This window comes from Chromatiaceae bacterium (genome assembly GCA_016714645.1).
Taxonomy (GTDB): Bacteria; Pseudomonadota; Gammaproteobacteria; order Chromatiales; family Chromatiaceae; genus M0108.
Genome location: JADKCI010000002.1, coordinates 1 through 13641 on the forward strand (window position 1 = coordinate 1; position 13641 = coordinate 13641).

Genomic DNA, 13641 nt, shown 5'->3' on the forward strand with positions numbered 1-13641 from the left:
ACGCGCGCGCGAAATTTGAAGTGCCAAACGCACGAAAACTCGGTAGTAAAAAAGTGCGCGCATGGCGCAAACGAATTTCGCCATGCGCGATGGGCTATCCGCCGCAGCGCGTTCAATAGCTGCCGTCACGCCGCCCCGATGTTCTCCATCCGCTGCGTGGAGGTGGCTGCGGTGCCACCCCAGAAAACCGTCACCAGGGTCTCCTTGCCGGCCCCTGACTGCACGGCCGGGGCTGACGTGGCGCCCAGCCAGCGGCCGCCGGTGAGGCCGCTCCAGGTCACGGTGAAGGCGCCGCTGCTGATAATGCGCAGCACGTAGAGCCCCACGGGGGCCGCGGTGGTGGTGATCGTCAGGGCACAGTTGGCGCTCAGGCTCAGCTTCTGGCGGCCGCCATTGGTCAAGGTGATCGTCTTGGCGGCGCCGCTGGTGCCGTTGTCGTATTCCGCCTGATAGCCCAGGGTCTTGACACCGCCGAGCGCGTTATTACCCAGCCCCAGGGCGCCGCTCAGGGTGCCGCCCGCCAGCGGCAGGGCGCCCACCTGGGAGGCGGTGGCCTGGTGCGGATTGTCCATGGAGGCGACATGATTGCTGGCGGCGAGCGACGCGCTCGCCAGGGCCGCCAGCGTGGCCGCCGGCGCCGTGCGCCAGTTCGCCGCCCCGGTGATCGCTTTCAGGCGATTGGCCAGCCCCCCCAGCAGCACCGTCAGGGCGCCGCTATCGCTGGCGGGGGCGCTCGTATCGGCAAGGGTGCGCGGTCCCAGATTCTCATCGGTCACGCTCCCCGGGGCATCCAGCAACATGCCGGCCTGCTGGGCCGCCGTGACCTGGGCGGCCAGGACGGCCACGTCGGCCGCCAGCGTCGCCAGCGGCCCGGACATGGCCAAGGCCACGCGCTCCAGGCCCTGGGCGGCCACTTGATCCAAGGCCGCCTCCCACGCCACCTGGACCGCCTCCAGGTTAGCCAGACGCAGGTCCAGGTCGGCAAAGATGCGGTTAAAGGTCGCCTCGCTCAGCGGCGTCACCGCATCCCGAAAGCGGTAGCGATCAAACAGCCGTGGCATCGTCGATCGCCTCCGCGTGTTGGATCACCAGATCCCCCCGCAGCTCGCAATCCCAGCCGGGATAGAGGGTCACCTGGTCCGAGATCACCAGGCGGCTATTCAAGGTCACCCGGTACTGGCGTTCCGGGTCGATGGTGGCAAGATCAAGCATGGTGGCCTCCTTAAGCGGCGATATCGATACGGTTGAGGACGACGAACGGCTTACTCCCCGAGGTGCGGGTACCGCTCAGCTTGATCTCGTAGCTACTGCTGGACGGGATGGTGAAGGTATAGGTCTTCAGCGTCGCCCCGTTCTGTTCCGTGGTCACCGTGGTACTGGCGGCGGTCTCGGTACTGCCCCCGGTGACGATCTTGGGCGTAATGGTGTGGTTGACCGCATCCCAGTCCGCGATCAGCAGCTTCAGGGTCACGCTCGTGGTCGCCGCCCCCAGGGTGCGGGCCGTCGACCAGGCCGTAAAGGCCAGATCCGGACGACTGACCCGGATCGCCCCCGTCGTCAGGCTAAAGGCCGGCTGCACATCCTGAGTCCCCAGCAGCACCACCCGCAGGTTGACCAGGGACGGCGCCGAGGCATCGTTCCCCAGGCGCATCCCGGCATCGCCCACCGCATACCAGGCCCCCGCCCCCTGCGGCTGGATCTCATAGCGCAGCTCGCAGCCATCCGGCACCAGATGCGGGGCATCGATCGAGATATCCGTCAGGCCATTCGCCAGCGACAGCGGCTGCAACTGCACCTCGGTCCGCGTATGGGTAAATTTCGACACCCACACCTCGAACATCAGGTCCTTGGTCAGGTCGCCCTGGAAATAGTCACCGTCCGAGCCATAGAAGAGGGTGCCCTGGGTGTAATCGTTGCCGCTCACCACCGCCACGCGATGGCTGCCGGTGGTAATGACCACCAGGGCATAGCGCTCGCCGCCCTCCAGAAAGACGTGTTTCGAGATAAAGGTGGTGGGGTTGGGGTAGAGCTGGAGCGCGCTGGCCTGGCGCGTCGCCCGCGTCAGCACCTGCGACAGATCCGGCTTGCCGCCCACGGTCTTGCACAGCAGCACCTGCACATCCCCCGCCGGGCTCCCGCCCGAGGTCCCGATCGCCGTGAAATACAGCTTGAACGACATGGTCCAGCCGGCGTTCGGGGTAATAAAGGTCTGGGCCAACAGGGTCCCGGTGACCGTCTCGGTCGTCTCTACCGGGGCATAGAGCTCCGCGGGGCCGCGATACCAATAGCCCGGCCAGGGCCGATTCCAGTTCGGCGTCGGCGAGTTCCACCCATACCAGAGGCGATAGTCGTTGAGATTAAAGCCATAATCCCAGCGCCACGCCTGTTCGACCAGATCCCGGGTGGTAAAGGTCTGGGACTGGTACTGGCTCAGGCTCAGGTCGCCGGCATAGCCGCTGGTCGCCACCCGGGGCACATGATTGTGCACCGGGATGCGCATATTCGACGCCTCCTCCGGGATCGGCGCCAGGATCCCCGGCTCCAGCGGGTTGAACAGCGCCAGCGGCAGATTAGCCACCGAGGCAAAGGGAAAGTGCAGGCCGTTGTCGACCCGGGCGCTATAACCCGCGTGAGCCGCGTTCTGCTTGGTAGCGTCGGTAAAGGCGTCGGCGTCATAACTGGCATAGCTGGCCGGCAGTTGCAGGCGATTCTTGACCGTCGCCACATCCCCCGCCAGCTCCATGAACACCGCCTTATCCACCTTGCTGGCGCTGCGCTTAGCCAGCGCCACCAAGTCCGTAGCGATCGACTCGATGCGCGGCTCGGCGGCCGCCTGCCAGGATTCCAGCACCGCCAGCCGCTGGCGCTGGTCAAAGCCATTCGGCACCTGGCTGGCGGTCTGCATCTCCACGCGGTCAATGCCCGCCGGGGTCAGATAGACATAGGCCACCGCCAGGGTGCCGGACTGCAACACCGGCGGCTGCGGGTCGGCGCTCTCCGTTCCCGCCAGCGGATTGACCTCGGCATGGCGCACCCGCTCCATCGCCACCGCCTGCGGCTCGGTGGCCCCGGTCTGGAGATCCACCAGGAAGTCGCGCGGCTCCACCTGGGTATCCACCTCCTGGCCCCACACCACCACCGCCACGATGCGGTTAGTCACCAGCGGCACGTACTGAAACAGATTCAGGGCCTGCTCCTGCTCGCCGACATAGACGGCGCCGCCATTGAAATAACGCCCCGGCTGCACGGTCACCTCGGTATTGCCCGTGGCCGCGGTGGCAAAGCCGGCATAGTGCTTCTGATCGCTGACGGCATCCGCCACCAGATGATCGAGGGAGCCGCGCACATAGCCCTGCAAGGCGTTGGGATCGGCGGCCTGAAATTCCTGACGGTCGCGAAAAATAACGGTTTTTTCCATGGAGAAAGGTCTCAGATTGATCGTGAAATGATTTGCCCGGCGCGATAACGCCCCGCCAGCACCCCACCGCCGCTCGCCAGCACCTGGCGATCATGGGTATCCAGCCACACCCGATCCCGCGCCGCCACCGCCAGCCGCAGCGTCGCCGCCGCCGGCTCCAGGCGCGACGGCGCGCGCGGCGCCAGATAGCCGGCGCAGAAGCGCCCCGTCAGCCGTGGCGAGGCCCGCCCCGGCAGCGCGGTGCGCAGCTCGGCGGTATAGGCCGGCATCCCCAGCTTCATCGCCCCCACATGCAGCGACTTGCCCCGCGCCACCAGCGGCACCGCCGGGTCGAAGAGATGGAAGCGCCGATACAGCCGGTCCCGGGCGCCGTTGTCCGCCAGATAGCCGGTCACCCAGCCCCCCAGATGCGCCCCATGGGCCGCGCCTCGCTCCGCCGTGACGGCATAGCGGATATCGATCAGCCCCAGCCCCGGGCGCGCCGGGTGCTGGTGCAACGACTCGTCAAAGTCCAGGTACGGCGTCGTTAAGGTGATGTTAAACAGGCGCCCGCCCCCGTCCTGGCTCACCAGGAAGGCGCGCGGGATCAGGCGCGTCGGATAGGTGCCGAAGCCCGCCGCCCCCGGCCGGCGGATCGCCAGATCCAGTTGTGCCTCGGCCTGGGGGCGGACGATCTCACGCACCAGGGTGGTGATCGGCGTCTCCACCCCGTCCGCGCTGCGCGCGAAGGACCGCCAGCCCAGGCGCAGCACCGCATCCGTCACCGTCGGGTAGTGGCGTCCGCCCACGAAGGCGGCGTTGCAATACCAGCCCGGGGCCAGGCGCTGGCCGCGGGTGCGGTAGCGGTACAGGCGCAGTTGCGGATAGCGCGCCAGCCAGGCATCGCGCTCGCCCTTGGTCAGGGTCGGCGCCAGATAGACCTTGGCCGGTGGCGTCACCGCCCGCACGATGCTCAGCCCCGCCCGCCCCCCGGCCCGGCGCAGCCCCGCCAGGGTGCCCTTGAGGCGATGATCGGCGATGCTGTCGAGGATGAGCTGCCGCCGCTGGGCCTCCGTCGTCACCCAGTCCCAGCCCTCCAGGCCGCCGACATGAAACTGCTCCGCCAACAGCGGCAGCGCCGCCGCCGGCACCCGGCGCAGGTGATAGACCAGCAGCCGCGCCAGATCCAGGCGCCCCAGCCGCGCCTGGGCGCTCTCCATCGCCAGGCCGCGGTCATCGCGGATCGAGGGTTGCAGTAGCCGCTCAGTCATCGCCGAGCCCATCCCAGGTCACCGTCACCCCGGTACAGTCCGGCCACTCCTCCGGGCGCAGCACCTGCAAGGCCGGGGTCGTCACCGTCACCGCATAGACCCCGCCCACGCGCTGCGCCCGCTCGCTCCACTGCGAGGGCACCAGGTCATGGCCCAGGGACGCCCGCAGCCGGTCGGCAAAGGCCGTCAGACTGGTCGTCACCGCCGCCGTCACCGCCGCCGCGTCCGCCCCCTGGAGGCCCTGCAGCCGCACCGCCACGCTATAGGGCACCCGCGTTGGCGGCGCCACCGTCACCCAATCCGTCAGCGGCCGCACCCGCTCCCCGCCGAGGCGCAGCCGGGCCGCCTCCAGCAGCGGGGCGTCCGGCAGGCCACTGGCCAGCAGCGGATAGACATTGACCCGCCCCGGCGCCGGCGAGGTCACCGCCACCGCCGCCACATCCTGGCGCAGGCTCAGCACCTGCCAGCGATAGGCCTGGGCCGGCCCCGCCACCGCGAAATGCTCCGGCGCCAGGGTGATGCGCGCTCGCAGCCGCTCGTCATCCTCCGCCGCCAGGCCCCCGGTGCTCACCGCCGTATTGGTCACCGTCAGCCCCTGGCCCGGCAGGTCGATCAGGGTGGTCACCGCCCCGGCGGCCAGGCCATTCGCCGCCGGCCCGGCCGTGGTCGCCGTCGCCGTCACCGTCACCGAGGTCTGTCCGACCGCCAGCGTCGCCGCCGCGTCGGTGGCAAACTCTGCCCCGGCGCCGCGCGCCCGCGTCCCCGCCGGGATGGCCAGGGCCGTCGTCGCCGGCGTCGCCAGGCCAAATTGCAGGCTGGTACGGGCCGCCGCGCCCGGCAGGCGCCACGTCCCCACCAGCTCCCCCAGGTAATCCAGCATCGGATAGCGCGAGAAGGCCACCAGATTGAGCTTGGCCGCCTCCTGGATGCCGATGCGCACCAGGGTCTCGCGGTAGGCCGCCAGGTCGATCAGCAACCGCTCCACCTGGGCGGGATACAGGGTCTTGCCGGTGAGCTGCTCCCAGCCGGCGATAAGCTCCGCCTCCACCTGGTGGGGGTCGCGGCTGATAAAATCCGGCTCGGGTAAGGCACTCACAGCGTCACCTCCGTGGTCAAGGGGTCCTGGCCGCCCCGCCAGGTCCAGACGATCCGCAAGGACACCTGGGCCAGGCTAAAGGTCGGGGTAATACTCACCAGATCGACGCGCGGCTCCCAGGCCAGGATGGCCTCCGCCGCCGCCGCGATCAGATAGGGGGTCGCCTCCAGCTCGGGCTGGTCGAGGAATTGCAGCAGGTCGGCGCCAAATAGCGGCCGATGGGGATCGGCGCCCCGCGGCGTGGTCAGGATCAGGGCGATGGCCTGGGCGATATCGGCGTAGCCCGTCACCACCCCCCCCAGCTCGCCCAGGGTCGGCTGCCAGAAGCGGTCGCGGAGGCCGGCGACAGGGACGGGAGCGGTCATGGCCGGCCCCGCTCCAGGGCGTCGAGGCGGTCGGATAAGGCGCCCACCGCGTCCACCACCAGGGCCAGCATGGCGCCGATATCCCAGCCGAGCGACTCGTCATCGGGGCCAATGCCCGGGATCGTTGCCGCCGCATCCGGCGCGGCTACCGCGATCTGTTGAGCACTGAACCCCAGGCGCTCGGGAGTAGTAGCCGGTTCATTCTTCCGGCGGTAATGAATGACCCCCGTTTTCGACAAGCCAGACAACTGCGATAACGCCGACCCCCTGGCAAAGGGACGAATGCCACTCTTCAGCCGTTCATCGGAACTGGGGACAAAAGCCGAAGCATTGACGGCCACATAGGCATTATTGGCTAAGTTCTTGACATACATGCCACCATCGCCCAGCGCCACCGTGGCCGTGGTGGAAAAGGCAAAGGCCGCCTGACTGGTGCGGATGCCATTGGTTACCCCGTCGTCAGCAGCAACCTTATCCGCCGTCAGGGTGGACGCGGCAAACGCCTGGCTTGCCGAGCCCGCCACCGCCGCCGCGCCGATCAGCGAGCGCATCGCGGCATAGGATGCCTGAGCTAGCAACACGCGCCCGTATGCCGTGAAATCCGTCACGTTAGCGGTGGTCGCGCCGTTAAAGAACGGTAGTTTGTCCGCCGCCAGGGTCAACCCACCCAGGGCCGTAAGGGCGGTCGTCGGGGCCTGAGCGCCGATATCAGCCGCCGTGAGGTCGCGGGTCACCAAGGCCGTCACCAGACCATTGACCACACCAATCCGTTTGTAAACAGTAGCGCCAGATAGGTTGTTGGTGCCGTCCGTAGGGCTGTCATAAGTGCCCGCCGCGGACACTCCCAGGGTGTCGCGCATCGTGGCCGCGTTGCCATCGTCCAGCAGGTCGCGCGCCGCATCCGTGACGGTGATGAGCTCGGCGGTGGTGGCGCCGGTGTAGCGCACCACCGTGTTATTCGCCGGGGTCAGCCCCTGCGTCGCCCACAGGCTGGCGGGCATCGGGTGCCGATGATCGCCGCGCGCCACCTTGGTCGAACCCCCCGCCGTGGCCGTCTCCGCCAGGCCCAGGATCGACGTAGCGAATCCCGTCATGCCATGGACCTGGGCATCCGCCAGCGAGGCCTGGACGTGGTTGTAGGTGGCCTTGAGGCTGATCGCCGGCGGGGTGTCGTTGGCCGCCGCGCCGGTGATGTCCTTAATCTGGTCACTGGTGGTCTTCAGGCTGATCGCCGGCGGCGTGTCGTTGGCCGCCGCGCCGGTAATTAGCTTTATCTGCTCGCTGGTGGTCTTCAGGCTGATCACCGGGGGCGTGTCGTTGGCCGTCTCGCCGGTGATGGCGATGACCTGCTCGCTAGTCGTCTCCAGGTTGATCGCCGGCGGCGCCGTCCAGGGCGTCAGGCCCGTGATGCGCGTCACGAAGTCCTTGGCATCGCCGATAAATTGCTTGAGGCTGGCCATCAGATATCGATATCCCCGTCAATCGTCACCAGGCCCGTCACGGCGATGGTCGGCGCCGCGAGGTCCACGGCATTGGCCTCCAGGGTCAGGGTCGCCGCCGTCAGGCGCGCGGCGCCGCCGCTGATCTCCAGCCCGGCCCCGGAGGTGGTGACGCTCAGGGTCTCCGCCTGCACCGTCGCCGCCTGGCACTTGATGGTGATGGCCCCCTGAGCCGCCGACAGGTCCACCAGCAGGCCGTGCTCGGACTTGCTGTAGCGGATGACGCTGCCATCCTCGAACCAGGTGCCGAACTGGCTGGCGTCCGCCCCGCCCGGGATCGGGTCGGGGTCCGAATAGATCGACCCCAATACCACCCCATCCTCGCAGAGGGCATCCGTCAGCAGCGCCACCTGGCTCCCCGGCTCCGGCAGGCCATAGTGGCGATCCTTCATGGCCGTGGGCGAGGTCATCGGCAGCCAGGTCGTGACCAGGTCGCCCTGCTCCGGCAGCCGCACCTTGAGGCGCGCCCGCCCCGCGTCCACCTCGGTGACGATGCCGTAGCGGAACTGGCCCGTCTTCGGGTGGGCGCTCATGCCGGCTCCACCCGATAAAGCTGCGCCTCGGACTCATAGCCCCCGCCCCGCGCCAGGCGATGGGTGGAGCGCTCGACGTGGTACTTGCCGTCCAGTTGGTAGAGCCCCGTCAGTTGCAGATTGATCCCCGCCACCAGCCGCACCTCGCCCACGATCGTCAGACTGCCCGCCAGTTGGCGCTTATCCCGGCGGTGCAGATGGGCCTGGGCCTGGCGCTCCGCCAGGTCCTGGGAGCGCACCCGCTTCAGTAGGCGGTGGCTATCCCCGGGCGCCGCCTGGCGCGCATCCTTACCGCGCCGCGCCTGCTTCTGATCCGGGTCCTGGTAGTCCACCGTGCCCTCCTTGTCGGTATCCTGGCTCTTGAGCGCCAGGCTGAAGGCCTTGAGGTCGCGGCGATCCAGGGTCAGCACCGCCCCCCGCGCCTCCAGGGCCGGGATCGACCAGAAGTCCAGAAACGACCCGCGCACCGCGAAGGCATAGTTGTAGTCCTCCGCCAGCCGGCACAGAAACGGCAGGTCGCGCTCGTGATTCTGGGTGACGCGATCCAGCCGGATCGCCGCCTCGATGTCATGGCGCGGCGTCAGGCCATTGCGCTGGGCCACCGTCTCGACGATCTCCACCAGCGTCGTCGCGTCATAGCCCACGCTCTGGCTCGTGCGTAGCGTCGGCGTGACCACCGTCGCCAAAGCCTTGATCTTGACCGTATCCGGCGCCCCGTCCCAGGCGATCTCGTCCAGCTCGAAGGCCCCGCAATTCAGGATGCGCCCGTCGGCATAGCCCAGGGTAGCGGCCAGTTTGGCCGCTAACTCGGGAAACCAGGCCCGTTTCCAGCGGTGATCGCGGTCCTCGCAGGTCAGTTCCAGGGTATCGGACTCGCCGTGCTCCACATCGGTATAGGTCAGGCTCGTCACCAGGTCGGAGATATCCGCCCCGATGGCCGTGCCGTCATAGGTCACGGTATAGGCCGGATCCTCGACCGGTTGGGTCAGGGCCATCTCAGAGGCCCCGCTTCCAGGGCGGCAGGTCTGCCGGGGCCGTCGGCGCGAGGGGCGCCGCCAGCACCGGCACCGCCAGGCGCAGCCCCGAGGGCAGGATCGGCACGATGGGGGCGTGCGGATTGGCCGCGATCAGCGGCTCGTAGCGGTAGGGATCGCCGTAATAGCGCCAGGCCAGGTTATCCCAGCGGTCGCCATCGCGGGTCACGATCTCCAGATAGGTACTCATGACAGCAAGGCCCGCGCCGTATCCAGGGGCTGGCGCACGATGACGCTGCCCACGTCATTGACCAGCGGCCCCAGGGGGCCGAAGTTCTCGGCGAAATCGCCCACCAGGCCCAACCCCAGGGCCCCGGCCTCATCCAGCAGGGCGCCGCCAATGGCCTGGGCCGCCGCCTGGGCAAAGGCCGCCGGGTCCTGGGCGATCGCCAGGGCCGTGCCCAGCAACTGCCCCGCCGGGTTATTGCCCAGCAGCGCCGCCCCCAGCCCGCCCCAGAAATCGCCCCCCGACCCGCCCACCAGCCGCGGCGCCACATACTCCTTGAGGGTAATTTCCAGCGTCAGGGCATAGGGCCGCCCGCGCGGGTCGGTATGCTCTACCACCCGCTGGATGGCGGTAATGACGTAATCGCCCTCGAAGATGCCGGCGGCAAAGAACAGCTTGAGGGCCTGATGGCGCTCCGCCGCCGCCGTCAGCTTGCGGTACTCCGCCTGGGGATCGCAGTAGCGGGCATGGAGCTGGCAGGACAGGGTGCGCGTCTGCAGCTCGTCGCCGGTCCATTGCAGCCGGCTCTTGCCCTCGATGATGGCGTGCTCGGCATAGGCATAGCCCGCCTGCCCCGCGAAGCCCTCCACATGGGTGATCAGGTCCAGCCGCACCGTCCCCAATTGCAGATAGGTGCTCATACGTAGCCCCGCCGCGCCGCCGCGTGCTGGCTGGCCGCCGCCACCCGCTCGAACTCGCGCTGCGACAGCTTCAGGGCCTGGGTCACCGCCGCCTTGGTCTCCTCCGGCTTGCCCCCGGCGACATGGATCGTCGGGCTAAAATTCACCACGCTGGAGCCGCCCCCGCCACCCCCCGCGCCCTTGGCGGGCCCCGTCAGGCGCTGGGGGCGGGGCGGCAGGGCCGGCCCCCGCCAGGCTGGGGAACGCAGGCTGGCCTCTTGCGGCGGGATGGCGCCCTTGAGCGCCGCCGGAGGCCGGGCCCGGCGCAGCGCGTCCGTAACCCGGGCGCGGCGGACAGCGCTGACCGGCCGCGCGCGCTTGAGGGCGGCCGGCGGCGCCAACTGCTGGCGCAAGTCCCGCGCCGCCCGGCCCGCCGCCGCGCCCAGCCCCGGCGGCACCAGATCGCCCAGGCGCGCCTGACCTTCCCCGATCCCCGCCCGCACCGACCCGGTCAGCAGCCCCAACTGCCGCAGCACCTGGCCCGCGCCCGCCCGGATGCCCCCGGCCAGGCCCTGGGTCAGGAAGCCACCAAAGGCCGCGAACACCTTGGAGGGCGACTGGATGCCCAGGGCACTGGTAAACCAGCCCTTGATCGAGGTACCGACGCCGACGATCGCCGCCTTGGCCGCCTCCAGCTTACTCATGATGCCCTGGATCAGGCCGTCGATCAGCGCCGCCCCCGCCGCCAGCATGTCACCGACAAAATTCTTGATCTTCCCCGGCAGGCTGGCGATGGTCGCCAGCAGCTCCGCCGCCGCCTTGCCCCAGCGCTGCCCCAGCGTCTGGGCCGCGTCCCCCGCCGCCGTCGTCGGCCCCACCAGTTGTGACAACCAGTTGCCCAGCGGCGCCAGCTTCTCGCCCACCCAGGCCAGGGCCTTACCCAGGCCCTTCATCACCGCATCCAGGGCCGCCGCCGCCTCTTTGTTCTGGCGCAGCTCGGCAACAAAGCCCTGCATAAAGCCCTGGGCAAAGCGCCCCGCCTGCTGCAAGCCATCCGCCAGCCCCCGGCCCAACCCTGCCAGGATCGGCGCCGCCGCTTGCGCCCCGGCCTGCAGGCTGCCGCCCACAACTCCCGGGCCTTGGCCAGCGCCCCCGGTATCCCGGCCTTAAAGCCCTCCCACACCCGGCCCAGGGCCGCGCCCACCGGGGCCAGGCCCGCTTGCAGGCCCGCCCAGAGCTCCCGACCCTTGGCCAAGGCCCCCGGTATCCCGGCCTTAAAGCCCTCCCACAGGCCGCTTAACCGGCCCATGGCCTCCGGCACCCAGGCCACCACCGCATCCCAATTCAAGGCCACCAGGGCCGCCCCCGCCGCCACCACCAGCCCGATGGGGCTGACCAGGGCCGCCAGCGGCCCCAGCAGGGTCAGTACCGACCCCGCCGCCAGGCTCAGGGCGCCGCCCAGCACCAGGGCGGCACTGCCAAAGGCGACGATGCCCGCCGTCCACTTGGCCAGCAGCGGGTGCTGCTCGATAAAGCCCGCAATCGCCACCGACACCTCGCCAAACCAGTTGGTTAGCGCCTTCAGCTCCGGGGCGATGGCCCCGGCCCAGGCCGCCAGGGTATTGGTAAAGGTGCCCGCGGCCGCGTCCCACAGATTGGCCAGGGTGCCCAACTGCTCATTGACCCGCCGGTTGAGATCCGCCTGCGCCGCTAGCTTGGCCGCCACCTCCTCGTAGCCCGCCTTACCCTTGTCGATGATGGTGTTCAGCGCCTGCAGCGTCTCGCTGTCGTCGCCCCACACCTCCTTCAGCGCCTCCAGCCGGGCGCCGGTATTGACGCCCTTGAGCTTTTCCAGTTGCTGGAACAGGTTATCCAGGCCCGCGAACTCGCCCTTCTTATCCATGAAGTTGAGATGGACGCCGAAGTCCTTGAGGGCGGCATTGGCGTCCTTGACCTTGCCCGCGTCGAAACCGCCCTGGAACAGCTTGCGCAGAGCATTGCCCGCCGATCCCCCGGCCAGGCCGGCCTGATCCAGCATGGCCACCAGCGGCGCCATGGCCTGAGCGCCCGCCAGCCCCTCCTGCTTGATGGTCGTCATGGCCGGCGCCAGGGCCGAGAAGGCCGCCAGCATGTTGCCGGGGTCCACCCCCAGGTAGAAGGTGCGCTGGATGGTATCCGCCAGGTTGACCATGTCCGCCGCGCTGGTCTTGGTGGCGTCCTGCAGCTTGGCGGCAAACTCCGCCGCCGAGGCCGCCGGCATCTTCAACATCACCCCCAGCTTGGCGGCGGCCTCGCCGGTGCCGGCCAGAATGGTCTGGGCCGTCACCCCCTGGCGCACCAGCATGGTCATCATCTGCTGGAAATCGGCGGTGGTGCCCGGCAGGGTATTGCCCAGGCGCAGCGCCAGGGCATTGATCTGGTCGAACTCCTTGAGCGACCTGGCCGCCGGCGCCCATCATGGCCACCTTGAGCTGCGTCGCCGCGTCCTCCGCCTGGGCAAAGGCGTCTACCGGCCCCTTCATCGCCGCCAGGCCCGCCGCCCCCCCGGCCATCATCTTGGCCCCGGCGATCTGCATGGACTGGCCGGCCCGCGCCACCCCCTCCAGGCGCCGGCGCACCCCCTCCAGCCCCGCCGACAACTGGTCGCGCAGGGCCAGGATGACCTGCAGCTTCATGTCGGCCATGGGGGCTTATTCCTCCGGCGCCGTCGCCGACGCGTAGGCCAGGGCCTCCTGGCACCAGCAGGCCAGCTCCCCCGCCGGCATCGCCATCAGTTCGCCATGGCCCCAGCCGGTCATGTGCGCCAGGTGCATCACCGCCCTGGCGCCGGGGTAGGGAGCGCCCCCATCTGGCCGGCGATGGCGGTCTGCACCGCCACCACGTCGCGCAGCGGCCAGTCGAGCAGCTCCTCGTAGAGCACCGGCTCCCCGGCCACCGTCAGCACCTGGGCGGCCAGGGCCAGGGCCAGGGCGTTGACATCGTCCGTCAGGCGGCTCGCCGCGATCAGGTCGCGGCCCTTGGCCTCCCGCAGGCTGGCCAGGCGGCCATCACTCAAGGTCAGGTCGGACATGGCTTAGCCCCCGATGTTGGCGCGATAGGTGGACAGCAGATCCTGGCCCTTGACCTTGTAGATGTTGGCGAAGGCGTCGAACTCGACCACATCCACCCCGTCCACCACCACCTTGCAGTAGCTCACCGTCATGCCGTTGGTGATCTCCACGTTGTCGTGCTGCTTGTAGTTGCCGGCCGGGATGGAGTCGAACTGGCCGGTCAGGAACACCACCACCGGCACCTCGGCGATGCGCCCGGCGCTGGAGTAGGTCTCCAGGCTGGAGCGCACCTGCACCGACACCGCCTTGAAGGGGTCCGCGGCCTTGGCCAGCACCTCCTTGTAGAAGCTGGACCACTTGAACTTGGCCTCCATCTTCTCGATGCCCGACCAGGATTCGATGGTCCCGACCATGCCCAAGGCCTTGTGCTGGCTCATCTTGTGCTTGATGTTGGGCAGATCCACCTCCTCGGCGCGGCCGAGAAAGGAGGTCCCGTCCAGATAGACGTTGGCGTTGGTGACGCGGTTGATGTCAATTTTGGCCATGAGGG

Annotated in this window: 15 protein-coding genes and 1 pseudogene; 1 reads left to right on the forward strand and 15 read right to left on the reverse strand. The window is 69.0% G+C overall.

Features of this window, described 5'->3' with window-relative positions:
* Nucleotides 1–125: 125 nt before the first annotated feature.
* The 13 genes and pseudogenes from IPN92_06865 to IPN92_06925 form a co-directional block, all read right to left on the reverse strand.
* Nucleotides 126–1061, reverse strand: a complete 936-nt coding sequence (locus tag IPN92_06865) for a hypothetical protein (protein ID MBK8638010.1) — start codon at nt 1059–1061, stop codon at nt 126–128.
* On the reverse strand, nt 1045–1212 hold the full coding sequence (locus tag IPN92_06870) for a hypothetical protein (GenBank protein MBK8638011.1): 168 nt from the start codon (nt 1210–1212) through the stop codon (nt 1045–1047). The genes IPN92_06865 and IPN92_06870 overlap by 17 nt, the downstream gene beginning before the upstream one ends.
* Nucleotides 1213–1222: 10 nt before the next feature.
* Nucleotides 1223–3418 (reverse strand): hypothetical protein, encoded by a 2196-nt coding sequence (locus tag IPN92_06875; protein ID MBK8638012.1) that lies wholly within the window; start codon nt 3416–3418, stop codon nt 1223–1225.
* A gap of 11 nt (nt 3419–3429) precedes the next feature.
* Nucleotides 3430–4668, reverse strand: a complete 1239-nt coding sequence (locus IPN92_06880) for a phage tail protein (GenBank protein ID MBK8638013.1) — start codon at nt 4666–4668, stop codon at nt 3430–3432.
* Nucleotides 4661–5764 (reverse strand): baseplate J/gp47 family protein, encoded by a 1104-nt coding sequence (locus IPN92_06885; protein ID MBK8638014.1) that lies wholly within the window; start codon nt 5762–5764, stop codon nt 4661–4663. The genes IPN92_06880 and IPN92_06885 overlap by 8 nt, the downstream gene beginning before the upstream one ends.
* Entirely contained in the window at nt 5761–6129 is a 369-nt protein-coding gene (locus IPN92_06890) for a GPW/gp25 family protein (GenBank protein ID MBK8638015.1), read from the reverse strand. The genes IPN92_06885 and IPN92_06890 overlap by 4 nt, the downstream gene beginning before the upstream one ends.
* The gene (locus tag IPN92_06895; protein ID MBK8638016.1) at nt 6126–7589 is read right to left on the reverse strand and encodes a tail fiber domain-containing protein; all 1464 of its coding nucleotides are present in this window, start codon (nt 7587–7589) and stop codon (nt 6126–6128) included. The genes IPN92_06890 and IPN92_06895 overlap by 4 nt, the downstream gene beginning before the upstream one ends.
* Nucleotides 7589–8161, reverse strand: a complete 573-nt coding sequence (locus tag IPN92_06900) for a phage baseplate assembly protein V (GenBank protein MBK8638017.1) — start codon at nt 8159–8161, stop codon at nt 7589–7591. The genes IPN92_06895 and IPN92_06900 overlap by 1 nt, the downstream gene beginning before the upstream one ends.
* Nucleotides 8158–9156: a Cro/Cl family transcriptional regulator gene (locus IPN92_06905; GenBank protein ID MBK8638018.1), complete on the reverse strand. Its 999-nt coding sequence runs from the start codon at nt 9154–9156 to the stop codon at nt 8158–8160. The genes IPN92_06900 and IPN92_06905 overlap by 4 nt, the downstream gene beginning before the upstream one ends.
* Before the next feature lies 1 nt (nt 9157).
* Entirely contained in the window at nt 9158–9385 is a 228-nt protein-coding gene (locus IPN92_06910) for a tail protein X (GenBank protein MBK8638019.1), read from the reverse strand.
* Nucleotides 9382–10062, reverse strand: coding sequence for a phage tail protein (locus tag IPN92_06915; GenBank protein ID MBK8638020.1), 681 nt, complete (start codon nt 10060–10062; stop codon nt 9382–9384). Before IPN92_06915 ends, IPN92_06910 begins: the two co-directional genes overlap by 4 nt.
* Entirely contained in the window at nt 10059–11057 is a 999-nt protein-coding gene (locus tag IPN92_06920; protein ID MBK8638021.1) for a hypothetical protein, read from the reverse strand. Before IPN92_06920 ends, IPN92_06915 begins: the two co-directional genes overlap by 4 nt.
* A 467-nt stretch (nt 11058–11524) precedes the next feature.
* Nucleotides 11525–12457 (reverse strand): annotated as a pseudogene (locus tag IPN92_06925) (phage tail tape measure protein).
* A 41-nt stretch (nt 12458–12498) separates the two neighbouring features.
* Here IPN92_06925 and IPN92_06930 point away from each other — a divergent pair.
* Nucleotides 12499–12762 carry a hypothetical protein gene (locus tag IPN92_06930; protein MBK8638022.1) on the forward strand — a complete coding sequence of 88 codons (264 nt, stop codon included), beginning with the start codon at nt 12499–12501 and terminating at the stop codon, nt 12760–12762.
* Nucleotides 12763–12853: 91 nt separating this feature from the next.
* Here IPN92_06930 and IPN92_06935 read toward each other — a convergent pair whose 3' ends face one another.
* Together IPN92_06935 and IPN92_06940 are read right to left on the reverse strand one after the other, a co-directional pair.
* A complete protein-coding gene (locus tag IPN92_06935) occupies nt 12854–13111 on the reverse strand; it encodes a hypothetical protein (GenBank protein MBK8638023.1) in 258 nt (85 codons plus the stop codon).
* 3 nt (nt 13112–13114) lie between these two features.
* Complete coding sequence (locus tag IPN92_06940; protein ID MBK8638024.1) at nt 13115–13636, reverse strand: phage major tail tube protein; 522 nt, start codon at nt 13634–13636, stop codon at nt 13115–13117.
* Nucleotides 13637–13641 lie beyond the last annotated feature (5 nt).